At 60.0% G+C, this 19,446-nt stretch carries 17 protein-coding genes; 13 read left to right on the forward strand and 4 right to left on the reverse strand.

Features of this window, described 5'->3' with window-relative positions; translation table 11 throughout:
• Positions 1-214 precede the first annotated feature (214 nt).
• From ASG35_RS01870 to ASG35_RS01890, 3 genes are all read left to right on the forward strand, one after another.
• Complete coding sequence (locus tag ASG35_RS01870; RefSeq protein ID WP_056352157.1) at positions 215-2,002, forward strand: ABC transporter permease; 1,788 nt, start codon at positions 215-217, stop codon at positions 2,000-2,002.
• Positions 2,003-2,083: 81 nt separating this feature from the next.
• Positions 2,084-3,427: an ABC transporter ATP-binding protein gene (locus ASG35_RS01875; RefSeq protein WP_056352159.1), complete on the forward strand. Its 1,344-nt coding sequence runs from the start codon at positions 2,084-2,086 to the stop codon at positions 3,425-3,427.
• A 330-nt stretch (positions 3,428-3,757) separates the two neighbouring features.
• Entirely contained in the window at positions 3,758-7,165 is a 3,408-nt protein-coding gene (locus ASG35_RS01890; RefSeq protein WP_156392947.1) for an autotransporter outer membrane beta-barrel domain-containing protein, read from the forward strand.
• 20 nt (positions 7,166-7,185) lie between these two features.
• Here the strand turns inward: ASG35_RS01890 and ASG35_RS01895 are convergent, their stop codons facing one another.
• From ASG35_RS01895 to ASG35_RS01905, 3 genes are all read right to left on the reverse strand, one after another.
• Positions 7,186-7,701, reverse strand: coding sequence for a hypothetical protein (locus ASG35_RS01895; protein ID WP_156392948.1), 516 nt, complete (start codon positions 7,699-7,701; stop codon positions 7,186-7,188).
• Entirely contained in the window at positions 7,698-8,252 is a 555-nt protein-coding gene (locus ASG35_RS01900; RefSeq protein ID WP_056352171.1) for a hypothetical protein, read from the reverse strand. The genes ASG35_RS01895 and ASG35_RS01900 overlap by 4 nt, the downstream gene beginning before the upstream one ends.
• 259 nt (positions 8,253-8,511) lie before the next feature.
• Positions 8,512-9,582, reverse strand: coding sequence for a sigma-54 interaction domain-containing protein (locus ASG35_RS01905; RefSeq protein ID WP_056352174.1), 1,071 nt, complete (start codon positions 9,580-9,582; stop codon positions 8,512-8,514).
• Positions 9,583-10,079: 497 nt separating this feature from the next.
• On the opposite strand from ASG35_RS01905, the gene ASG35_RS01910 reads away from it, so the two are divergent.
• The 9 genes from ASG35_RS01910 to ASG35_RS01950 all read left to right on the forward strand — a co-directional run bounded on the left by ASG35_RS01910 (position 10,080) and on the right by ASG35_RS01950 (position 16,923).
• A complete protein-coding gene (locus ASG35_RS01910; protein ID WP_056352175.1) occupies positions 10,080-10,391 on the forward strand; it encodes a hypothetical protein in 312 nt (103 codons plus the stop codon).
• 56 nt (positions 10,392-10,447) lie between these two features.
• The gene (locus tag ASG35_RS01915) at positions 10,448-10,765 is read left to right on the forward strand and encodes a DUF883 family protein (RefSeq protein WP_056352890.1); all 318 of its coding nucleotides are present in this window, start codon (positions 10,448-10,450) and stop codon (positions 10,763-10,765) included.
• A 42-nt stretch (positions 10,766-10,807) separates the two neighbouring features.
• Positions 10,808-11,062 carry a hypothetical protein gene (locus ASG35_RS01920; protein WP_056352177.1) on the forward strand — a complete coding sequence of 85 codons (255 nt, stop codon included), beginning with the start codon at positions 10,808-10,810 and terminating at the stop codon, positions 11,060-11,062.
• 352 nt (positions 11,063-11,414) lie between these two features.
• Positions 11,415-12,812, forward strand: a complete 1,398-nt coding sequence (locus tag ASG35_RS01925) for a sigma-54-dependent transcriptional regulator (RefSeq protein ID WP_056352181.1) — start codon at positions 11,415-11,417, stop codon at positions 12,810-12,812.
• Positions 12,813-13,110: 298 nt separating this feature from the next.
• Positions 13,111-13,353: a hypothetical protein gene (locus ASG35_RS01930; protein WP_056352182.1), complete on the forward strand. Its 243-nt coding sequence runs from the start codon at positions 13,111-13,113 to the stop codon at positions 13,351-13,353.
• Between the two features lie 167 nt (positions 13,354-13,520).
• Entirely contained in the window at positions 13,521-13,781 is a 261-nt protein-coding gene (locus ASG35_RS01935) for a hypothetical protein (RefSeq protein WP_056352185.1), read from the forward strand.
• Between the two features lie 198 nt (positions 13,782-13,979).
• Positions 13,980-15,422 (forward strand): alpha,alpha-trehalose-phosphate synthase (UDP-forming), encoded by a 1,443-nt coding sequence (otsA, locus tag ASG35_RS01940; protein WP_056352189.1) that lies wholly within the window; start codon positions 13,980-13,982, stop codon positions 15,420-15,422.
• Positions 15,423-15,541: 119 nt separating this feature from the next.
• On the forward strand, positions 15,542-15,898 hold the full coding sequence (locus ASG35_RS01945) for a hypothetical protein (protein WP_056352892.1): 357 nt from the start codon (positions 15,542-15,544) through the stop codon (positions 15,896-15,898).
• Positions 15,899-16,032: 134 nt separating this feature from the next.
• A complete protein-coding gene (locus tag ASG35_RS01950; protein WP_056352193.1) occupies positions 16,033-16,923 on the forward strand; it encodes a YihY/virulence factor BrkB family protein in 891 nt (296 codons plus the stop codon).
• A gap of 53 nt (positions 16,924-16,976) precedes the next feature.
• Here the strand turns inward: ASG35_RS01950 and ASG35_RS01955 are convergent, their stop codons facing one another.
• Complete coding sequence (locus ASG35_RS01955; protein WP_056352196.1) at positions 16,977-18,461, reverse strand: RNA polymerase factor sigma-54; 1,485 nt, start codon at positions 18,459-18,461, stop codon at positions 16,977-16,979.
• A gap of 491 nt (positions 18,462-18,952) precedes the next feature.
• Here ASG35_RS01955 and ASG35_RS01960 point away from each other — a divergent pair, with 491 nt between their 5' ends.
• Positions 18,953-19,285, forward strand: coding sequence for a BON domain-containing protein (locus ASG35_RS01960; protein ID WP_056352198.1), 333 nt, complete (start codon positions 18,953-18,955; stop codon positions 19,283-19,285).
• Positions 19,286-19,446: the final 161 nt, after the last annotated feature.

Raw genomic sequence — 19,446 nt, forward strand, 5'->3', positions numbered from 1 at the left:
ACGGCTCGACGTTTTCCGTTGCATCGCCTTGCCAGATAACAAAACGTAAACCAGCAGGCCGCGGTTGTGCCTGAAACATAGGTTGGTGTAGTGTCATGCGTCCTGAAAACCGGCGTAAAACAGGCGTAGCGCCGGCACACAAGAATACAGACGCCGTACGATGCCCCGATTCGGGCGCGCCGGCTGCAACAAGCCTCAACGGGGAGGGCGTGTAATGGATTTTGGCTTTAACCTGACTCGCACGGCGAATGCTTCGGCATGGCGTCTTCTGCCGAATCGATGGGACTTCGTCGCGTTCCCGCTGATCATCTGCATTCTCGCGCTGACCGCGGTGGGATTTCACGAGACGCTTGCGCCTATCTCGACGCTGCAGACGCAGGCTATTTCGCTGGACCCGTCGAATTTGCCCGAGTACGCGTTGCGCACCACACTGCGCATGCTCGCGGCGATGGTCGCATCGCTCGTGTTCACGCTCATTTACGGCACGCTCGCGGCCAAGAGCCGGCGTGCGTCCATTGTGCTCGTGCCGATTCTGGATATCCTGCAGTCGGTGCCGGTGCTCGGCTACATCTCGTTTACGGTCACCTTCTTTCTCGCGCTGTTTCCGGGGCGCGTGGTCGGCGCCGAGCTCGCGGCGATTTTCGCCATTTTCACGAGCCAGGCGTGGAACATGACGTTCAGCTTTTACCAGTCGCTGCGCACGGTGCCGCGCGACCTGGACGAAGTCTCGCGCGGTTTTCACCTGACCAACTGGCAGCGCTTCTGGAAGCTCGAAGTGCCGTTTTCCATGCCGGGCCTCATCTGGAACATGATGATGTCGATGTCCGGCGGCTGGTTCTTCGTGGTCGCGTCCGAAGCAATCGTGGTCGGAAACCGGACCATCGTGCTGCCGGGGATTGGCGCTTATCTGGCCACCGCTATTGGCGAGCGCAATCTCGGCGCGATCGGCTGGGTGATCCTCGCCATGACGGTCGTGATCCTGGCCTACGATCAGCTGATGTTCCGCCCGCTGGTCGCGTGGGCCGACAAATTCCGCATGGAAAATACGAGTTCGGGGAATGTGCCGGAATCGTGGCTGCTTGACCTGATCCGGCGCACGCGCCTGATTCACCAGTTGCTGGTGCCGGCTGGCTGGCTGATCGGCAAGCTCGCGCGGGTGCCGCTGAAGCTGCCGTCGCTGCAAGGCGTGAAGCTGCCGCTGCTGGCGAGCGCCGCGTCCGTGTTCACATCTACACCAGCGCGGGCGCGCAATGCTTCCCGTATCGGCGATATTGTCTGGGCGTCGATTGTCGTGGCGCTGACCGTGTTCGTGGTCTGGAAAGTCAGCGTGTTTGTTTCGTCCGGCGTGTCGTGGGGCGAAGTCGGACACGTGTTCTGGCTCGGGCTCATCACGCTTTTCCGCGTCGTGGTGCTGATCGCGGTGGCATCGGTGATCTGGGTGCCGATCGGCGTGCTGATTGGCCTGCGGCCGGCGCTCGCGAGCAAAATCCAGCCGCTCGCACAGTTTCTCGCGGCGTTCCCGGCGAACCTGCTGTTTCCGGTATTTGTCGTGGTGATCGTGAAGTTCAACCTGAACCCGGATATCTGGCTTTCGCCGCTGATCGTGCTCGGCACGCAGTGGTATATCCTTTTCAACGTGATAGCCGGCGCGACGTCTTATCCGAACGATTATCGCGAGGCCGCCGCCAATTTCCACATCAAGGGCTGGCAATGGTGGCGCCAGGCTATTCTGCCGGGCATCTTCCCGTATTACGTGACCGGCGCGATCACGGCGTCGGGCGGGGCGTGGAATGCGAGCATCGTGGCCGAAGCGGTATCGTGGGGAAACACGAAGATCGTGGCGCACGGGCTGGGCGCGTATATCGCGGAAAGTACGGTCAACGGCGATTATCCTAAGATCATCCTTGGGATTGCGGTGATGTCGCTGTTCGTCACGCTCTTCAACCGGCTCTTGTGGCGCCCGTTATTCGCCTTCGCCGAAGCGCGCTTGCGGCTGGATTGATCAGCTGCCAAGTTAGTCGAATTTTTGATGTCAGGTCGCCAGCGGCCACACCATTTTGTAATCAGCAACACGCGAGCGCCCATGCCAACGCAGACGAATCCTTCCACTCATACGCCGCCATCGTCGCCCACACCGCCGCGCCTTGGCCGGGAAATATTGCACGTCGATCAGGTCAGCCGCGGTTTTAACAAGACGCAGGGCGAGTTGCTCGTGCTCGAAGATGTCAACCTGAAGCTGCACGAAGGCGAAATCGTCGGGCTTCTCGGCCGTTCCGGATCGGGGAAATCGACGCTATTGCGGATCATCGCCGGCTTGATCGAACCAACGGGCGGCCAGGTCACTTACCTGAACGAACCGCTGAACGGCCCCGCGAAGGGCGTGGCGATGGTATTCCAGACGTTCGCGCTGTTTCCGTGGCTCACCGTGCTGCAGAACGTGGAAGCAGGTCTGGAAGCGCAAGGCGTGCCGTCGAAAGAACGGCGCGAGCGTGCGCTGGCGGCCATCGACCTGATTGGTCTCGATGGCTTCGAAAATGCGTATCCGCGCGAATTGTCGGGCGGGATGCGCCAGCGTGTTGGTTTTGCGCGCGCGCTGGTCGTCGACCCGACGTTGCTGCTCATGGACGAGCCATTTTCCGCGCTCGACGTGCTGACCGCCGAGAACTTGCGTACCGATCTGCTCGACCTGTGGACGCAAGGCAAGATGCCGATCAAGTCGGTGCTGATCGTCACGCACAACATCGAGGAAGCGGTGTTCATGTGCGACCGGATCCTGGTGCTGGCATCGAATCCGGGTCGCGTGATGGCGGAGATTCGCGTGCCGTTCAAGCATCCGCGCAATCGTCTCGATCCCGCTTTCCGTCGTTTGGTAGACGACATCTACGCCAAGATGACCGCGCGCCAACTCGGCGAGGAAAAGAAGAAGGGACTGGAACTGAGCAGTTGGCTGCCGCAAGTGTCGACCAACCTGATGGCGGGTTTGATCGAAACGCTTGCCGCCGATCCCTACCATGGCCGTGCCGACATGCCTGAAATTGCGCGCACGCTGCATCTGGAAGTGGACGATCTGTTTCCTGTTGCAGAAGTCTTGCAGCATCTCGGTTTCGCCGATGTCCGCGAAGGCGATATTTTCCTGACGCCGCCGGCGCGCGTGTTCGCCGAGTTCGGCACGCAGGAACGCAAGATGATGTTCGCGGAGCATTTGCTGCGGCATGTGCCGCTCGCCGCGCGGATCAAGAAAGTGCTGAACGAACGGCCGGGGCATCGCGCGCCGCGTGTGCGTTTCGAGCAGGAGCTGGAGGATTTTCTCTCCGATAAAGCCGCCGAGGAAACGCTCGACGCCGTCATCAACTGGGGCCGTTACGGCGAGATTTTCTCGTACAACGACCAGACGGAGATCTTCAGCCTGGAAGACGTGGAGTCCTGATGCTTCATTGAGACACGCGTTATACGGCGCGGGATAAAAAAACGCGGCGCTCTGGAAACGGAGGCCGCGTTTTTTGCATCTGGACGTCCCGGTTTGTGTTGCCGTTTTCTCCATTTGCTTCGATTGCATTACCAGAATCCGGGTGATTGCCGGCCTTCGCCGTAACGCCCGCCGTCGTGGTTTCGTATCGGACGAAAACCCTTGTCGATTATGGCGTTCCGCTGATTCCAAACGCCAGATTGGATCGCTTTCCACAAGATTGATGAACTGCAAACCGTGCTCTACGCTGGGAATCCCGTCTCGCCGGCAGCCAAGAAGGAGCCCGAAACGATGCGTTTCCCCCACGCGCCGTCATCAAGCACGCGGTATTTTCGAACCAGACGGCTCTCGAGTTTCACGATCGGCGTGACGTGCCTGCTGCGCGTGCCATCGGCGTTGGGAAGCTGCGATAACCTCGCTCCCGTCAGCGGCGAAACCGCCACCTGCGATTCGAGCTTGCCGAATCCATCGGCGGCGGGCGTTGTAGCCGCTGCGGGAAGCACGGGAGTGACCGTGCGCATTCAGCCGGGCGCCGGTATCAGCGTGAACGGTGGCAGCGCTGTCGTGCTCAGGGATTCGAGCGCGGTTGTGAACCTTGGTTCGCTGCAAGCCAGCGGCGATACGTTCGACGCCATCACATCGGAAGGCAGCACAAACGGATTCGGCCATAACTCACTCACCAACGCGGGTTCGATCCACACGACCGGCGCCGAGTCCGAAGGCATGTACAACGGCTCCGCGGCGGTCACGATGGTGAACGCAGCGCCCGGCTCGATCAGCACAAGCGGAGCGAATTCGGCCGCGATGCTCGACAGGTCGGCGGCGGGGAGCGGGACGCTCATCAACAACGGCACGCTTGTTACCTCAGGCGACGGTTCGTACGGCATGGCCGCGATGACCTCCGGCGATTCGCTCGTCAACAATGGCTCGATCAGCACGACAGGAGCCGATGCGCACGGTTTTTTTGCAAATGGCGGACCGGGCAATACAGCACTGACCAACCACGGTTCCATCGATACTTACGGCGCCAACGCACACGGCATCGTTTCTCTCGATGCCTCGCCGGGCGTCGTCACGAATACGGGATCTGTCGTCGCGCACGGTCCAGCCGGACTTGGGGCATTCTTTGCGCAAAAGGTCACACTGTTGAACGCGGCCGGGGCGCGCATTGCGAGTGAACAGGACAATGGCATCGATGCCAACGGCGGCGGCACCATCACCAACGCCGGGACAATCGCTGGCGGCAACGTGGGGATCTCCATCGTCGGCGGCGATGCAAATATTGTGAACAGCGGTGCGATCACGGGCGGCAGGAATCTTGCGATTTTATCTACCGGGCCGTATGCCGTAACGATCACGAATACGGGAACGATCGCGGGCGGCGGCGGTGTCGCCGTCTGGACCGATACCGGCACGAACACATTCAACATGAACGGCGGCACGGTGAGCGGCCTGATTCGCCAAGGCAGCGGCGTCAACACGTTCGTCATGCATGCAGGGCAGGTCGATGACATCGATCAAGGTGGTTCGCAGCCGCGCTTCACATTGAGCGGCGGCCGCGTGCTGGGGAGCCTGATCAACGGCGGCACGGCGACGATTACCGGCGGCCGCATCGGCAGCGTCGCTTTGACGTCGGCGCAAAATGCTTTTGCGATGTCGGGCGGATCGATCGACGCAGATATGACAGCAGGCTCCGGGAACACGTCCGTGGTGCTTTCGGGCGGGATAATCGGCGGCGCGATGAGACTCGGCAACGGGACGAACACCATCACGTTATCGGGCGGCTCGATTACGCAAGGCTTCGCTTCGGGAGACGGGCAAAACACGTTCAAATGGCTTGATGGCGGCGTGATCGGCGGCGCGGTGACGTTCGGCGCAGGACAAACCGCTGCCACGCTGTCGAACCTGAGCGACGCGCAACTTTCCTCGACATCCATTTTCGACGCCGGCCTCGGGCGCGACACTTTGACGTTCGATCACGTCGACGCAAGCGCTCCGAGCCGCTTCGTGAACTGGGAAAGCATCGCGGTGACGAACGCCAGCCGTCTGACGCTCGATTCCCACCGCATCACCTTGGGCGACGCCGACACGCGAACAGGATCGCTCAGTATCGATTCGACCAGTTCGCTTGCGTTCAACGGCGGCTCATCGGCAATCATGGCAGCCGCGCCGGGCGCACGCGTGACGGTGAACAACGCTGGCGTCATCGACTTGACTGGCGGCACGCGAAATACGCTGGTAGTGGGCGGCGACTACGTGGGGCGCTCGGGAATTCTTTTGGTCCAGAGCGTCCTCGGCGCCGACGGTTCGCCAAGCGGAAAACTGGTGATATCGCAGGGAAGCGCTACCGGCAATACTTCGATTGGCGTGAAGAACGCGGGCGGCGCCGGCGCATTGACGCTCGCCGATGGGATCATGGTCGTGCAAACCGTCCGGGGCGCAACAACGGCTGCAACGGCGTTTTCGTTGGCGAGCCCGGTGAAGGCCGGCGCGTTCACCTACTACTTGTTTCGCGGCGGCGTTGCTGCCGGAACCACCGATAACTGGTATTTGCGCTCCAGCGTCGAGACAGTGCCGCCTGTTTTGCCTGTTCCGCCCATCGTGCCTGTGCCGCCGACCACACCGGCGCCACTGATACCGCCAGTCGGCCCAACGCCGCCAACCGAGCCACCGGCCACCCCGCCAACTCTGCCGGAGCCGCCTGTACCCCAATCGCCACCGTCAAATCCACCCGCGACCACGCCGCTCTACAGAATCGAAGTCCCGCTCTACGCGGCGGTTCCGTCGATCACGCGTGAACTCGTCATCGATCAGATCGGCACGTTCCACGACCGGCACGGCGAACAATCGCTTCTCGATGAAACCAACGCCTTGCCCGCAAGCTGGGGCCGCGTCTGGGGCAACCATGCACGCGTCAGCAGCGACACGGGCGTCGATCCACATTTCAGCGGTTTCACGGGCGGCACGCAAATTGGCCAGGATATTTACGCCGATTCCACCTCATCGGGGCATCGAAATCATTATGGTCTGCTGCTAGGCGCAGCGCGCGCATCGGGGAATGTGACGGGCTTCGCGCTCGGCATGCCTTCGGTTCAGGCAGGCAGCGTGGCTGTCGATTCGGCAAGCGCGGGCGCGTATTGGACGCATCTTGGCGCAGGCGGTTGGTACACCGACACCATCGTCACCGGCAGCGCATTGACCGTCAAACCATCGTCGAACGACGGCGTCAGTACGACCACGCATGGCCGTGCGATTGCCGGGTCGGTGGAAGCGGGATTGCCGCTCGCGCTGCTGGATGGATTGAGCATCGAACCGCAAGTGCAGGCGATCTGGCAGCACGTGTCGTTAAACGATGTGAACGACGGCATCTCGAGCGTCACTTTCAGTAACCCCAGCTCGTTCGCTGCCCGTTTGGGACTGCGCGTAACGGACCGCTGGCAGGCGGGCGGGGCGACCTGGCAGCCGTATGCGCGGGTGAACCTCTGGCGTTATTTCGATGCCGCCAGCAGCGTGGAATTCGGCGGCGCGACCTCCATTCCCGTGCAATCATCGGCGACGCTCGTGGACTTTCAAACCGGCTTGGCAGTGAATATCGGCGTGCGCGCCAGCCTGTTCGCAAACATCCATTACGCGATGAACATCGGCGGAGCGGGGCGCGCGACCATAGGCGGTGACGCCGGCGTGCGCTGGCGCTGGTGAAGGCCAGCGCGCTTGCCGTACTACTGCAGATTCCCCCACCGCGCGACAGCAGGTTCAGCCGATGCCCATTTCCAGCCGCCCGTGTTGTCGTTGCCCTTGCAGGCTTGCGCCAGGAACCAGTCCTGATGTGCATCGGGTTTGTCGCCGTCGGCCACGGAGAACGCAAACTCGCGGCATGTCGCGAGCGCGCTGCTGAACTCGCGCAACACGCGAACGTTGCCGTGACCGTTCTCCACCGGCAACACATGCTTCACCTTCCACGCTTTTTCATCGCCGACAGGGAGATCGCCCGCGGTCGTCGCAATGGCGATTTGCTGGTCGCTGTGCAGGCGCTTCATGAGGCGTGCGACGGCTTCGTCTGTCGCGGCCTGGACGACAATGCCCACGCCGAAGCCAATTGCGGGATTACTCGTGACCACGCCCGTCGATACACCCGCCGCAGCACCCGCCGCCGCGCCAATGGACGCACAGCCGCTCATGAATACACAGCTCGCCGCCATGCCGGCCGCGAGCATCAGGCTGAGGCCGGGCCTCATTGCAACGCGCCCCAACGCGGCGTGGCAGGTTCCGCCGACGCCCATTTCCAGCTCTGTCCATCGCGGCAGATCGAGGCTACGTAAAAGCCGCTATCGGCGGGTTTGTCCTTTGTGGCGTCGGTATCGACCGAGAAGACGATTTCCTTGCAGTCGAGCGTGCCCGTGCTGATTGTGCGGCTAACGGTCACGCGGCCTTTTTCATCGGGCTCGATAGGCACGGTATGCACGGCCGCCCATGTCGCCACTGCGCCGACCGCCAGCGGTCCAGCAGCGCCCGCGATCCGGTCCTGAGTGTAGGTGTGCATGACCCGCTGGCTGTATTGAACGCCGGCCTTGGCTGCAGCAACGGCGCCAAGGCCGATACCCGTTGCAACGGCGGCGTTGCTGGTCACGCTGCCGGCTATCGCCGCGCCACCGATACCCGCACCGGCCACAGCGCCTTCGCTATACAGGGAGTTGCAACCGGAAAGGGTGAAACTCGCGATGGCTCCAATCACGAGCGTGGCCATTGCCGCGGCATGAGCCGGACGCCGGTGAATCGATTTCTGCATGATGCTGTTCCTTCCTCACCTTTCTTTATTCTTTCGATGACAGCACCGGCTTGCTTATCCAAAAGTCGCGCGAAAACTTCGCGAACTATAGATAGCAAACGGAGCGCCCGGGCATTTTGAATGACGTAACGATGAGCCGGGCGAAGAAATTTGCAAGAAATTGCAAATAAGGAGAACGTGTTGCGTCGATTGAAAAACGGGTGTGACAGTCGAAGAGGTTCGATGAACCCGGCGGACGGGCCCATCGACACCTTGAACGTTATTCGTCTGTTGCGGCCGAGGCCGATGGCTCCGTTTCCCCGCCTTCGTTTTCATACGTACCGAGGCGGTTATAAAGCGTCTTGAGACTGACGCCCAGCGCTTTGGCGGCGCGGCGTTTATCGCCACCGCAATGCTTGAGCGTGCCTAAGATGATCTGCTTTTGCGCATCGGCGAGTGGCGTGCCGACCCACACGTTCATGGCATCGCCTTGTGTGATGGGCTTCTTCACGCGCGACGCAAGATGCGGATGCGCAATTTCCACCGTCTTCTCGGCGAGAATAAACGCGCGATACACCGTGTTCTTCAGCTCGCGCACGTTGCCCGGCCACGAATACGTGCGCAGCATATCGATCGCGCGTTTGCTGAACGACTTGTTCGTGCCTTCCTGTGCGTTCATCTCGGCTAGAAAATGCTGCGCCAGAAATTCGCGGTCGCTGTCGCGTTCACGCAGCGGCGGCGCGCGCAACGGAAACACGGCTAGGCGATACATCAGGTCTTCGCGCAACCCATTCTCTTTCACCGCAACGATCGGATCGCGATTGGTCGCGGCGATGACGCGGACATCGGAGTGAATCAGTTCACTACCGCCAACTCGAAAGAACGTTCCAGTTTCAAGAGCGCGCAATAGCTTGACCTGACGCACGGGCGACATTTCTGTCACTTCGTCCAGAAACAGTGTTCCGCCATTCGCGTGTTCAAAATAACCGAGGCGCCCTTGAACCGCGCCAGTAAAGCTGCCTTTTTCATGCCCGAAGAGTTCGGGCTCGATGAGGTTATCGGGAATCGCGCCGCAATTGACCGCAACGAATGGCGCATCGCGCCGGGAGCTTTGATCGTGAATTGTGCGAGCGATGAGTTCCTTGCCTGTTCCCGATTCGCCGATGATCAACGCCGTGGCATCGGTTCCGGCCACACGTTCGATTTGCGAGTAAAGCTCCAGCATCACCGGCGATGAACCATAAAGAAGTCCGTACGACTTCAAGCCGGCGATTTCTCCCGCGTTACGTTTCTTCTGCGATGGCGTATCGCCGGAGGCGACGGCCGGCGAGTCCAGATCGGTTGACGCCATGAATTTAATGTCCTGCAAATGTTGTTCGAGCGACAGAGTTGGCCGGGCGCCAGGACAAGGCGGCAGCGTCGTGCTGCGCTGGTTCCCGGCATGGATGGCAGGGAAGCAGGTTCGGCTCACTATCGCCGGAGGTGGCGAAGCATCATTTTAATGACAGCAGGCGCGGGCGTTTCGAAGAAAAGCGCGAGCATGCAATTCATCTCGTAATCCGTATTTAACCATCCGCGGCGACCACGCGGCAATGTGCTTTATCAGCGTCACAGGTCATAGCGTCATTATCGGCGGGTTATGTGCATATTGCGCTCGAACCTCGGAAAGCTTCACCGATACAACGCCGCATTTATACGCATCGCACGTAATTGTTACGTGCGATCCAGCGCGCATCTAGCAAGCCTTGATGCCGTGCACCGCCCAACAACGCGCTAAACGTTATGGCACGGATTCTGCGTCTCCCGTGTCATCTGCAAACGAAAGGCCGTGACCCGGCACAAAACGCCATGGAAGAATCCCTTCATTTCGACATCCACGTGCAGCAGCGCACGCGTTCCGCACAGCGTGTCCGTGCGCCGCATCGCGCCGACGAGCGTCCGGAACTCCTGGCAGCCGAGCCGATCAACGTATATCACTGGGCCGCGGTGGCATTCGTGACCGCACTCATGTGCGTGGTCATGGCATGGGCCGCCGGAACGCCGGCGCTTTCACACGCCGCAGGTCTTACGAGCTTCGTATTCGCCGCGTTCGGCAGCGCGCTCGTGCTTGGCGGCATGCTGCGGACACGCCACATGCGTCGCGAGGCGTCTGCATCATGACGGGCGCACCGATGGCGGCCGATCAATCACCAGTCAATGGCAAGGGGTTTCAAAACATGAGTCAAACGACAGTCCAGATCTCTTTGGGAAAGCAGAAGATCATCGAGGACATCAAGGTTTTGCTGAACGATTCCGAGGAACTGGTGCGCTTGAGCGCTTCGTTGCCTGCGGAAGGCGTGGATGCTTTGCGCACGCGCTTGCGCGATCACGTCGATACCGCCCGTCATGCGCTCGAAGCGGCGCAAACCGGCGCACAGGATAAATATCGCGCGAGCCTCGACGGCACGGTCCGCTACACGCGCGACAACCCGTGGCAAGCGCTTGGCATTGCGGCGGGCATCGGTTTTCTGGCGGGCATTATCGTGTCACGCTAAGCCGTACGAAGTCACCGATCATATGAAACAAGGAGAGAAATAATGGCACGACCGAAGATCGGCTTGTTCGGCGCATTGTTCGCAGTAGGAAGCGTGCTGGCGTGGAAATGGGCGCAAACGAAACGCAATACGCCGCGACGCTTGCCGCGCGAGCTGAACCGATGGGAAGACGAGGGCGGCAAGGTTGTCACGCCTTCAACCGCTGCGACCGTTGCACCCGTTGCAGCGCGGCCGGCCAACGGCAGCAATGGAGCGTTGGGCGGTACGCCGGACGCGTGGCATTTTCCGCATAGCTGATCGACTGATGCCGTAAGCGAAGTCAGTCTCAAAAATTGACTCAAACCTTGATCCAAACGCACGCTCCGGCGTGCGTTTGATCTTGATAAAGCCTTATAATCGATGCACCCACCGCAATAATCACGCTATATGGCAATTGTTGCTTATCGTAGTAATGGGTCATTGGCGGAAACGGAAATACTTTCATCTTTCGGCGTGCTTGAGTTTAATCGGTGCGCATTCGGCCTGGTGGACGAGCCTGCATTGTTGTACGTTTTCCGCGTGCAGCAACTCACGGTCAGCGCCCTCTAGAGACCTCCACGGTACGTTCAGTATCGTGTGACCCTCAACGCTTTGGATAAATTCGAGACGCATGCCACACGTATTGATTGTCGATGACGATCCCAGTACCCGCGAGGCACTAGCCGCGATCATCGGCGAAGATGGACTAACGACAGCAACTGCCGGCGACCTGCGCGAGGCGCGGATTCAGCTCGTGCGGCAGACGCCTGACGTCGTGTTCACCGATCTCAAGTTGCCCGATGGATCGGGCGTCGACCTGTTCGAAGATCTGGATCCGCGCTCGGGCGTGGAGATCATCGTCATTACCGGACACGCGACCGTCGAGTCCGCCGTGAACGCGCTGAAAATGGGCGCGACGGATTACCTCGTCAAGCCCATCAACATGCAGCGCGTGAAGGCGATCCTGAGCCGCCTGCCGCGCCCTGGCGACCTGAAGGCCGAGATTGGCACGTTGCGCGGCGAACTGCGCCGCATGGGCCGTTTTGGCTTGATGCTCGGTAATTCGCCGGCCATGCAAACGGTCTATGACCAGGTTGGCCGCGTGGCGCCTACGGCGGCTTCCGTGCTTCTGATCGGCGAATCGGGAACCGGCAAGGAAGTTGCCGCGCAAACGCTCCATGAGTTGAGCCTGCGTCGCAAGCATTCGTTTATTGCCGTGAATTGCGGTGCGATCTCGCCGAATTTGATCGAGTCGGAAATGTTCGGTCACGAGCGCGGATCGTTCACTGGCGCCGATCGGCAGCACAAGGGTTATTTCGAGCGCGCGAATGGCGGCACGCTGTTCCTCGACGAAATCACCGAGATGCCTATCGAGTTGCAGGTAAAACTTCTGCGCGTGCTGGAGACGGGCATGTTCATGCGCGTTGGCACTACGAAGGAACTCGAAACCGATGTGCGCCTGATTGCTGCAACCAACCGGGATCCTGAACAGGCCGTGCTCGAAGGCAAGTTGCGCCTCGACTTGTATCACCGGCTCAACGTATTCCCAATCAATTTGCCGCCGTTGCGCGATCGCGGTACGGACGTTGAGTTGCTCGGTCAGGCGTTTTTGGACGAGCTCAATTCACGCTACAACACGAAGAAGACATTCCCGGCGACCGTGCGCGACATGCTGGCGTCGTATCCGTGGCCGGGTAACGTGCGTGAGCTGAAGAACTACGTGCAGCGCGCGTACATCATGTCGGGCGCCGAGTCGGACAGCACGGCGACCGTGCCGTTGCAGATCTCGTTGTCGAAGCCATCGGCGGGAACCGCTGTGACGATTCCGTTCGGCACGTCGCTTGCCGAAGCGGATCGCCAGTTGATTCTCGCAACGCTGGAGCAATGCGGCGGCGTGAAAACGCGTGCCGCCGAGATCCTCGGTATCAGCTTGAAGACGCTTTACAACCGTCTGGTGGAATACGGCGACGACGCTGCCAGCAAGGCTGCTGAAAGCGAAGCGAGCGAAGCCGGCGACGCAGGCCGATAACCCGGTCTTTGCCGAATCAACGCCCGTTCATTGGGGCATCGAAAGATGTCTGCTTTGGACGGGCGTTTTTCGTTTCCTCGCGTGATCCAAGCGCCGATAATGCGGACAGGGCGCTGCGGAATGCAGGGCATGGCCCTTGCTGTGACTGGATGCCGACTCGCGGACGTTGTTGCAGGCTATTGCGGCCTATAACAAACGTTTAGCAATCTCGAATGCGAGTCGAATCGAGAGTCCTTGGCCGGACCCATTTTGCCGGGTCCGTACGAGCGTCACCAAGATAAGATCCAGGGAGCCCGCCATGATTGATCTTGCATCGCTGCAAAGTGCATCACATGCCCGGTTGCTGGCAATGTTGTATGCCCAGACCCCGCAACCGCCTGATCCTCCGTTCACACCTGAACCGCCGTCACCGTCGCCGCAAGAGCCGCCCGATACTGTTCCTGATCCAACGCGCGAGCCGCCGTCGCCGCCGAGCCAGCCGATTGGCGATCCGCCTCCCGCGCCAAACGAAACGCCTCACGTCTCGGGCACGTTTCATTGATACGACGCCACGGCTGATGGCTTGAAGAATTTTCCATCCTGCTGTAGGCATTACAACGCATGAGGCAACAATGACCGAAAAACAGAAATCGATTCGGTCATTGTTGCCAATCACATAGAGATCCGCCGCCGATCCACTCCCCGACGGCCTTCTTTCAGGAGGCATTCATGAGGCATCCCGCACTGCGCCGTTCCGCGCGCCATACATCCCGCCGCGAGGCGCGCGCCGATTCCCTCAAGTCCGCGATGTCCCCGGCTGATGAAACTTCGGCAACGCCGGACGCGGCGAAAGAACATTCACCGTCCGATCCCGCCGGGCAGAACCGTCCAGCGCCCGGAGCGCCGCCCGACGGCGACCACAATCAAGGCGGCGTCCGCAAGGAAGGCATCGACTACCAGCGCGATCTGGGCTCGGAGCAGGACGCCTGATTCCGAGAAACGAAGCGTGCGTCCGCGCGCTCGCGGCAACTGAAAACTTCCGCATTGGACGCTCTTGTCAGATGTTTCTATTCGTCTGTCACATTTATACACAACTTTCATCTTCCAGATTGTAAAAACGGCACGTGTCTTGCATTGCTATTCCGATCAATTCGAACGAGCAACGACAACTGATGAGGTGAAGCAGTAATGAGCAGATTGATCGTGGTATCGAATCGCGTCGCGCCAATCCAGGAAGGCAAGCCGGCTGCTGGCGGCTTGGCGATCGGCGTGCTGGACGCGTTGAAGGAGACAGGCGGTGTGTGGTTCGGCTGGAGCGGCGAGATTGTGGGCGAAGCATCGGCACCCGTGGTGGAAAAGCGCGGCAACGTCACATACGCGACCGTCGGGCTGACGCGGCGCGATTATGACCAGTACTATCGCGGGTTTTCAAACGCAACGCTGTGGCCGACATTTCACTATCGCAATGACCTGTCGCGGTTTGATCGTGAGGAATACGCCGGTTACGCACGAGTCAATGCGAGTCTTGCGAGGCAGTTGAAACCGCTGCTCGAACCTGATGACATCATCTGGGTTCACGATTATCACCTCCTGCCATTCGCGCAGGAATGTCGCGCGGCCGGCATCAAGAATCCAATCGGTTTTTTCCTCCATATCCCGTTTCCCGTTCCTGAAGTGCTGCGTACGGTGCCGCCGCACGAAGAGCTGATCAAGGCGATGTGCAGCTATGACATCGTCGGATTTCAGACCGATGCGGACAAACAGTCGTTCGTGGATTACATCGAGCGCGGGAATCTCGGGCATCTCAGCGAAGACGGCATGCTGCAGGCGCATGGCCATATGCTGAAGGTCGGTGCGTACCCGATCGGCATCTATCCCGATGCCATTGCGAAGGTCGCCGAGCAGTTCTCCAATCGCAAGCCAGTGAAGAGCCTGCGCGACAGCCTGCGCGGCCGCAAGCTGATCATGAGCGTCGACCGGCTCGATTATTCGAAAGGTCTCGCCGAACGGTTCCAGGCTTTCGAGCGTCTGCTGCTGCATGCGCCGGGATGGCACGGGCGGGTATCGATGGTGCAGATCGCGCCGCCGACGCGCTCCGACGTGCAGACCTATCAACGCATTCGACAGAATCTCGAAGGGGAAGCCGGGCGCATCAATGGACGTTTTGCGCAGCTCGACTGGACGCCGATCCAGTATCTGAACCGCAAGTACGATCGAAATCTGCTGATGGCGTTGTTCCGTTTGTCGCAAGTGGGTTATGTCACGCCGCTGCGCGATGGCATGAACCTCGTCGCGAAGGAATATGTCGCGTCGCAAGATCCCGCCGATCCTGGCGCGCTCGTGCTGTCGCAATTTGCCGGTGCGGCCGATCAGATGCCGGGCGCGCTCGTGGTCAACCCGTTCGACTTGTCGCAGATGTCCGAGGCGCTGGAACGGGCGTTATCGATGCCACTTGCCGAACGACAATCGCGTCATGCCGACATGATGGCGCCGTTGCGCGAGAACAATCTTTCCGTCTGGCGCGACTCGTTCTTGCAGGATCTGCGCAGCGTGGCGACGGCTGCGTCGGTGACGAAGAAAGCAGTGCGGCAGGTTTCAGAAGCGAAGCGGCCGGCGCGCGTAGCGAGCTAGTCCCTCAAACGTGCATCGATAAACCCCGCGACCGTTCATCCGGCGCGGGGTTTTTATTTTTGCGCGGACGTGCACGCGGAACGGCTTTTGCGTCGATGCATGTACGCAATCAGGAGGTCATCATGAGTGGAAGTACATTGGATCCGGACGAAGAAGGTGGTGTGGAAGTTGGGAAGGGCCACGGAACCGGCGCATTGGGACCGAGCGATTCATCGGACAGCGGATCGGACGTGCAGGGCGAAATGCGTTATCCCGGCGACATCGAGGACGAACTCGATCAGCATGCGCTCGGCCAGTCTGCAGCCGAGCTGAACAGCGATACAGATCGCAATGGCACTGGCGAGATGGCATCGGCAGATGGAGATAACAATCTGGAACTCGATTCGGACATCCTGCCCGATGAGGTTGAAGACGAGACCCGCGCAATCGACGATGAAACCGCCGACCCGGCGAACGATGAGGAAGAAGAGCCTTAAGACTCATTGTGGTCAGACAAAAACGGCGCGCCCTGCAAGGCGCGCCGTTTTGCTTTGTACCAGCGCGCATACGCCGACGGAACCCCATTCCGCGCTACCATCGCGAAAAAAGAACATCTGCGGGAGCGCATCTCTTGAACACGGCAACTACCAAGCCGAAAGGGCGAAGGCTGAAACTCTTCTGGTCATGGATCCAGGAGCCGATCGTCCAATGGTCGCAGGATCATTGCGTGATGTTCTCTGCTGCCATTGCGTTCTTCGCGGCGTTTTCGCTCGCGCCGACGCTGGTGATTATCATCGCGGTCGCGAGCATTTTCTTCGGCGCCGATGCCGTTCAAGGACGCCTGTTCGGCGAGATAGCGGGCGTTGTGGGCGCGGACGCGGCGCACGGGCTGGAAGCGATCGTTGCAAACGCCTGGCATGCCGATATCGCCGCTCGCACCGCGATTGTTTCAGGCGTTGGCGTTCTGGTCGGGGCGTCGGCTACGTTTTCATCGCTCCATACCGCGCTCAACGTGATCTGGCCGGCGCCAATTTCGAGCACGCGCGACAGCATCCTCGCCATCCTGCGCGTGCGGGCGATATCGTTCGCGTTCGTGGTCGGCGCGGGTTTGCTGATCGTGGCGCTGCTCATACTTGATGCCATCGTGGTCCTGATCGGGCAATGGATCCTCGGCACGAGCGGGCCTGCGTTCCTGATCGCGGCGCTTGCACAACGAGGCATTTCGCTTTTCATGATGATGCTGGCGTTCGCGGTGCTGCTCAAATTCCTGCCGAGCTCGCGCATGAAATGGCGTGACGCTGCGCTGGGTGCATCGGCGGCGGCGCTGCTCTTCGAAGGCGGCAAGCGCCTGTTCGCGTTCTACCTGCAACACGCGGGCATGACCAACACGTTCGGCGCGGCGGGTTCGCTCGCGATCATCCTGATGTGGTTGTATTACTCGGCGGCGGTATTTCTGCTCGGCGCGGAAGTATCGGCGACGGCGGGGCGCAGACGCCGCCAACAACTCTCCGGCTGGCGGTAAAAAAAGCGCCCTCGAGTCATTCCAAGGGCGCTTCTTCATTCAAGCAAATCAGCTTACGCGCGACGCAACTCGGCCGGGGGCACCTTCATCAAGTGACGATACTTCGCCACCGTCCGGCGTGCGACGATCACGCCCTGATCGGCGAGCATCTTGGCCAGGCTGACATCGGAAAGAGGTTCGCTGCTGCTTTCCTTCGCGATCATTTCCTTGAGCAACGCACGCACTGCCGCGGCTGAACACGTGCCGCCGCTTTCCGTACTCAACTCGCGCGGGAAGAAATGCTTGAACTCGAAAATGCCACGCGGCGTCGACATATATTTGTTGCCTGTCGCGCGCGAGATGGTCGATTCGTGGAGTTCGAGTTCGTCGGCGACATCGCGGAGAACCAGCGGTTTCAGCGCGATTTCACCGTAGTCGAAGAACGCCTTCTGATGCGAAACGATGCATTCAGCCACGCGCTGAATAGTCGTGAAACGCTGTTGCGCGTTGCGGATCAGCCAGCGTGCTTCCTGCAATTGCTGCGCAAGCGGCGAGCGGCTAGCACCTGCGGATTGCGCAAACAATTCCGCGTACATGCGATGGATTCGCGCACGCGGGAGAACCGCCGGGTTGATCGTCACGACCCAGTTCTTCTTGACCTGTCGCACGATCACGTCAGGCACCACGTAGTTGTCTTCCGCTGCGCCGTAGTTCGAACCCGGCTTCGGATCGAGCTTGCGCACAAGCGCGCAAGCGATGCGCAATTCGTCCGCGCTGCAGCCAATCTTCTTCTGCAATTCGGCCTGTTCGCGGCGTGCGAGCCGTTCCAGATGATGCATGACGATCTCGATCGCCACCGCGCGTCCGGGCGTTTCCGGCTCGAGCGCGTCCAGTTGCAGGCGCAGGCATTCGGACAGCGTGCGCGCGCCGACGCCGGGTTTGTCGAGCGACTGCACGAGCTTCAGCGCAATGTTCAATTCGGCTTCCGACAAGGCCGGTTCGATATCGACCAGTTCCGATAATTCCTGCAGATCCTGACGCAGATAACCGTCGTCATCGAGTGCTTCGATGATCAGTTGCGCCACGGCGCGGTCACGATCATTGATAGGGTAAAGGCGCAGCGTGTCGTGGAGCGTTTCGTGCAACGACGGTTCAATGCGAACCCAGTCCGCAGGATCGGAACCATCGCCGTCGCCATTGTTTCGCGTCGATGTGCGGCCGAACGGATCGGACGAGTACTCGCTCATGGAGTCTTCGTGTGACTGCGAGTCGTTGTTGTCCGAGCTGTCGTTGCTACTCTCGGCGGCCATGGGTGTATCGACTGGCGCTGTGGTTTCGCCGAGCGTCGGCGCGTCGCTCAGCGAGTTGCCGTTATCGTTGGATAGTGCGTTGTCTTCCGCTTGCGTCTCGTCGTACTCGAGGAACGGGTTGGTATCGAGTGCGTTGCGCAATTCCTGCTGGAACTCGAGCGACGAAAGCTGCAGCAAACGAACCGACTGCTGCAGACGCGGTGTGAGCGCAAGGCTTTGCTTGGTACGTAGTTCAAGGGAAGGCGGCATTGCGTGATGTTCCTATGTTTGGTCGTTCGTGTGCCCTTGAAAAGCAACACTCGTGCCAAGCGAGCGGAGGGCAGTATGCAATGTGCGTGAGTGCACGATTCGATAGAGATTTTTCTCGCGGGCTTTTCGTGTCGAGGCTTCGTTCGAGGTCGTATTCGCGCACTTTTTACACGGCCATCGGCAAAGCGCGGCGGTCCTGAAGATTGCGAATGGACGGCTCCGAGGCGGGAAACATCACACCTTTAAAACCCGTCGCAAGCTTTGCCACATGCGGTTCCCGGACACTCGCGCGGGTCAGATTTGCCGATCGACAAATGTCTCCCGGCACACTACTTGCGGTATCTGTCTCGCTACCGGAGGTGCTGATGGCGCAGCCGGTATGAGACGAGCAGGTTAGTGCAGCATGAAGCTGCGGCCGTACGAGGCGGCCTGCGATAAACCAGGGCAGCGGATTCCGCGGTCCTCTTAATTCGATAAGAAGGAGAATCTCTATGAAGTCGACCCAATTCCTGAAGGCAGCCGGCGGTATCGCTTGTGTCGTGTTTGCGCTGAACGTCAACGCGCAGACCGCTACGCATGCAACAGGTGCTTCCACGTCGATCGGCACGAAAGTCGATGACACTGCAATCACGACGAAGGTCAAGGCCGAGTTGCTGGGCGCGAAGAACATCAAGTCCACGCATATCCACGTGAAGACGCGTGCTGGCGTGGTATCGCTGACGGGTACGGTTCCGACCGCTGACGACAAGAGCGGTGCTGAAGAAGTAGTAGCGAAGGTAGACGGCGTTGACTCGGTCAAGAACCACCTGAAGGTTGTTCAGTAATTTGACGCACTGATGTGGACGGACTGAGAGCCGTCCGCATCTTTATAGCTTGTGAAAATTGCTGTAGCTGGATGTAATTGATCAGAAGTACGAAGAAGTAAAACAAACATCCGGACGCTCGGTTTTTCGAAGACGTCCGGCTTACAAGGAACTGGAGATGG

This window comes from Burkholderia sp. Leaf177 (assembly GCF_001424345.1).
Lineage (GTDB): Bacteria > Pseudomonadota > Gammaproteobacteria > Burkholderiales > Burkholderiaceae > Caballeronia.

What these genes read in the sequence shown, in the direction of transcription:
- ASG35_RS01955 (WP_056352196.1), bottom strand. Translation starts at nt 18,461, where the DNA reads ATGCCGCCTTCCCTTGAACTACGTACCAAGCAAAGCCTTGCGCTCACA.
- ASG35_RS01925 (WP_056352181.1), top strand. Translation starts at nt 11,415, where the DNA reads ATGCCACACGTATTGATTGTCGATGACGATCCCAGTACCCGCGAGGCA.
- ASG35_RS01905 (WP_056352174.1), bottom strand. Translation starts at nt 9,582, where the DNA reads ATGGCGTCAACCGATCTGGACTCGCCGGCCGTCGCCTCCGGCGATACG.
- ASG35_RS01915 (WP_056352890.1), top strand. Translation starts at nt 10,448, where the DNA reads ATGAGTCAAACGACAGTCCAGATCTCTTTGGGAAAGCAGAAGATCATC.
- ASG35_RS01930 (WP_056352182.1), top strand. Translation starts at nt 13,111, where the DNA reads ATGATTGATCTTGCATCGCTGCAAAGTGCATCACATGCCCGGTTGCTG.
- ASG35_RS01910 (WP_056352175.1), top strand. Translation starts at nt 10,080, where the DNA reads ATGGAAGAATCCCTTCATTTCGACATCCACGTGCAGCAGCGCACGCGT.
- ASG35_RS01870 (WP_056352157.1), top strand. Translation starts at nt 215, where the DNA reads ATGGATTTTGGCTTTAACCTGACTCGCACGGCGAATGCTTCGGCATGG.
- ASG35_RS01900 (WP_056352171.1), bottom strand. Translation starts at nt 8,252, where the DNA reads ATGCAGAAATCGATTCACCGGCGTCCGGCTCATGCCGCGGCAATGGCC.
- ASG35_RS01875 (WP_056352159.1), top strand. Translation starts at nt 2,084, where the DNA reads ATGCCAACGCAGACGAATCCTTCCACTCATACGCCGCCATCGTCGCCC.
- otsA (WP_056352189.1), top strand. Translation starts at nt 13,980, where the DNA reads ATGAGCAGATTGATCGTGGTATCGAATCGCGTCGCGCCAATCCAGGAA.
- ASG35_RS01890 (WP_156392947.1), top strand. Translation starts at nt 3,758, where the DNA reads ATGCGTTTCCCCCACGCGCCGTCATCAAGCACGCGGTATTTTCGAACC.
- ASG35_RS01920 (WP_056352177.1), top strand. Translation starts at nt 10,808, where the DNA reads ATGGCACGACCGAAGATCGGCTTGTTCGGCGCATTGTTCGCAGTAGGA.
- ASG35_RS01935 (WP_056352185.1), top strand. Translation starts at nt 13,521, where the DNA reads ATGAGGCATCCCGCACTGCGCCGTTCCGCGCGCCATACATCCCGCCGC.
- ASG35_RS01960 (WP_056352198.1), top strand. Translation starts at nt 18,953, where the DNA reads ATGAAGTCGACCCAATTCCTGAAGGCAGCCGGCGGTATCGCTTGTGTC.
- ASG35_RS01895 (WP_156392948.1), bottom strand. Translation starts at nt 7,701, where the DNA reads ATGAGGCCCGGCCTCAGCCTGATGCTCGCGGCCGGCATGGCGGCGAGC.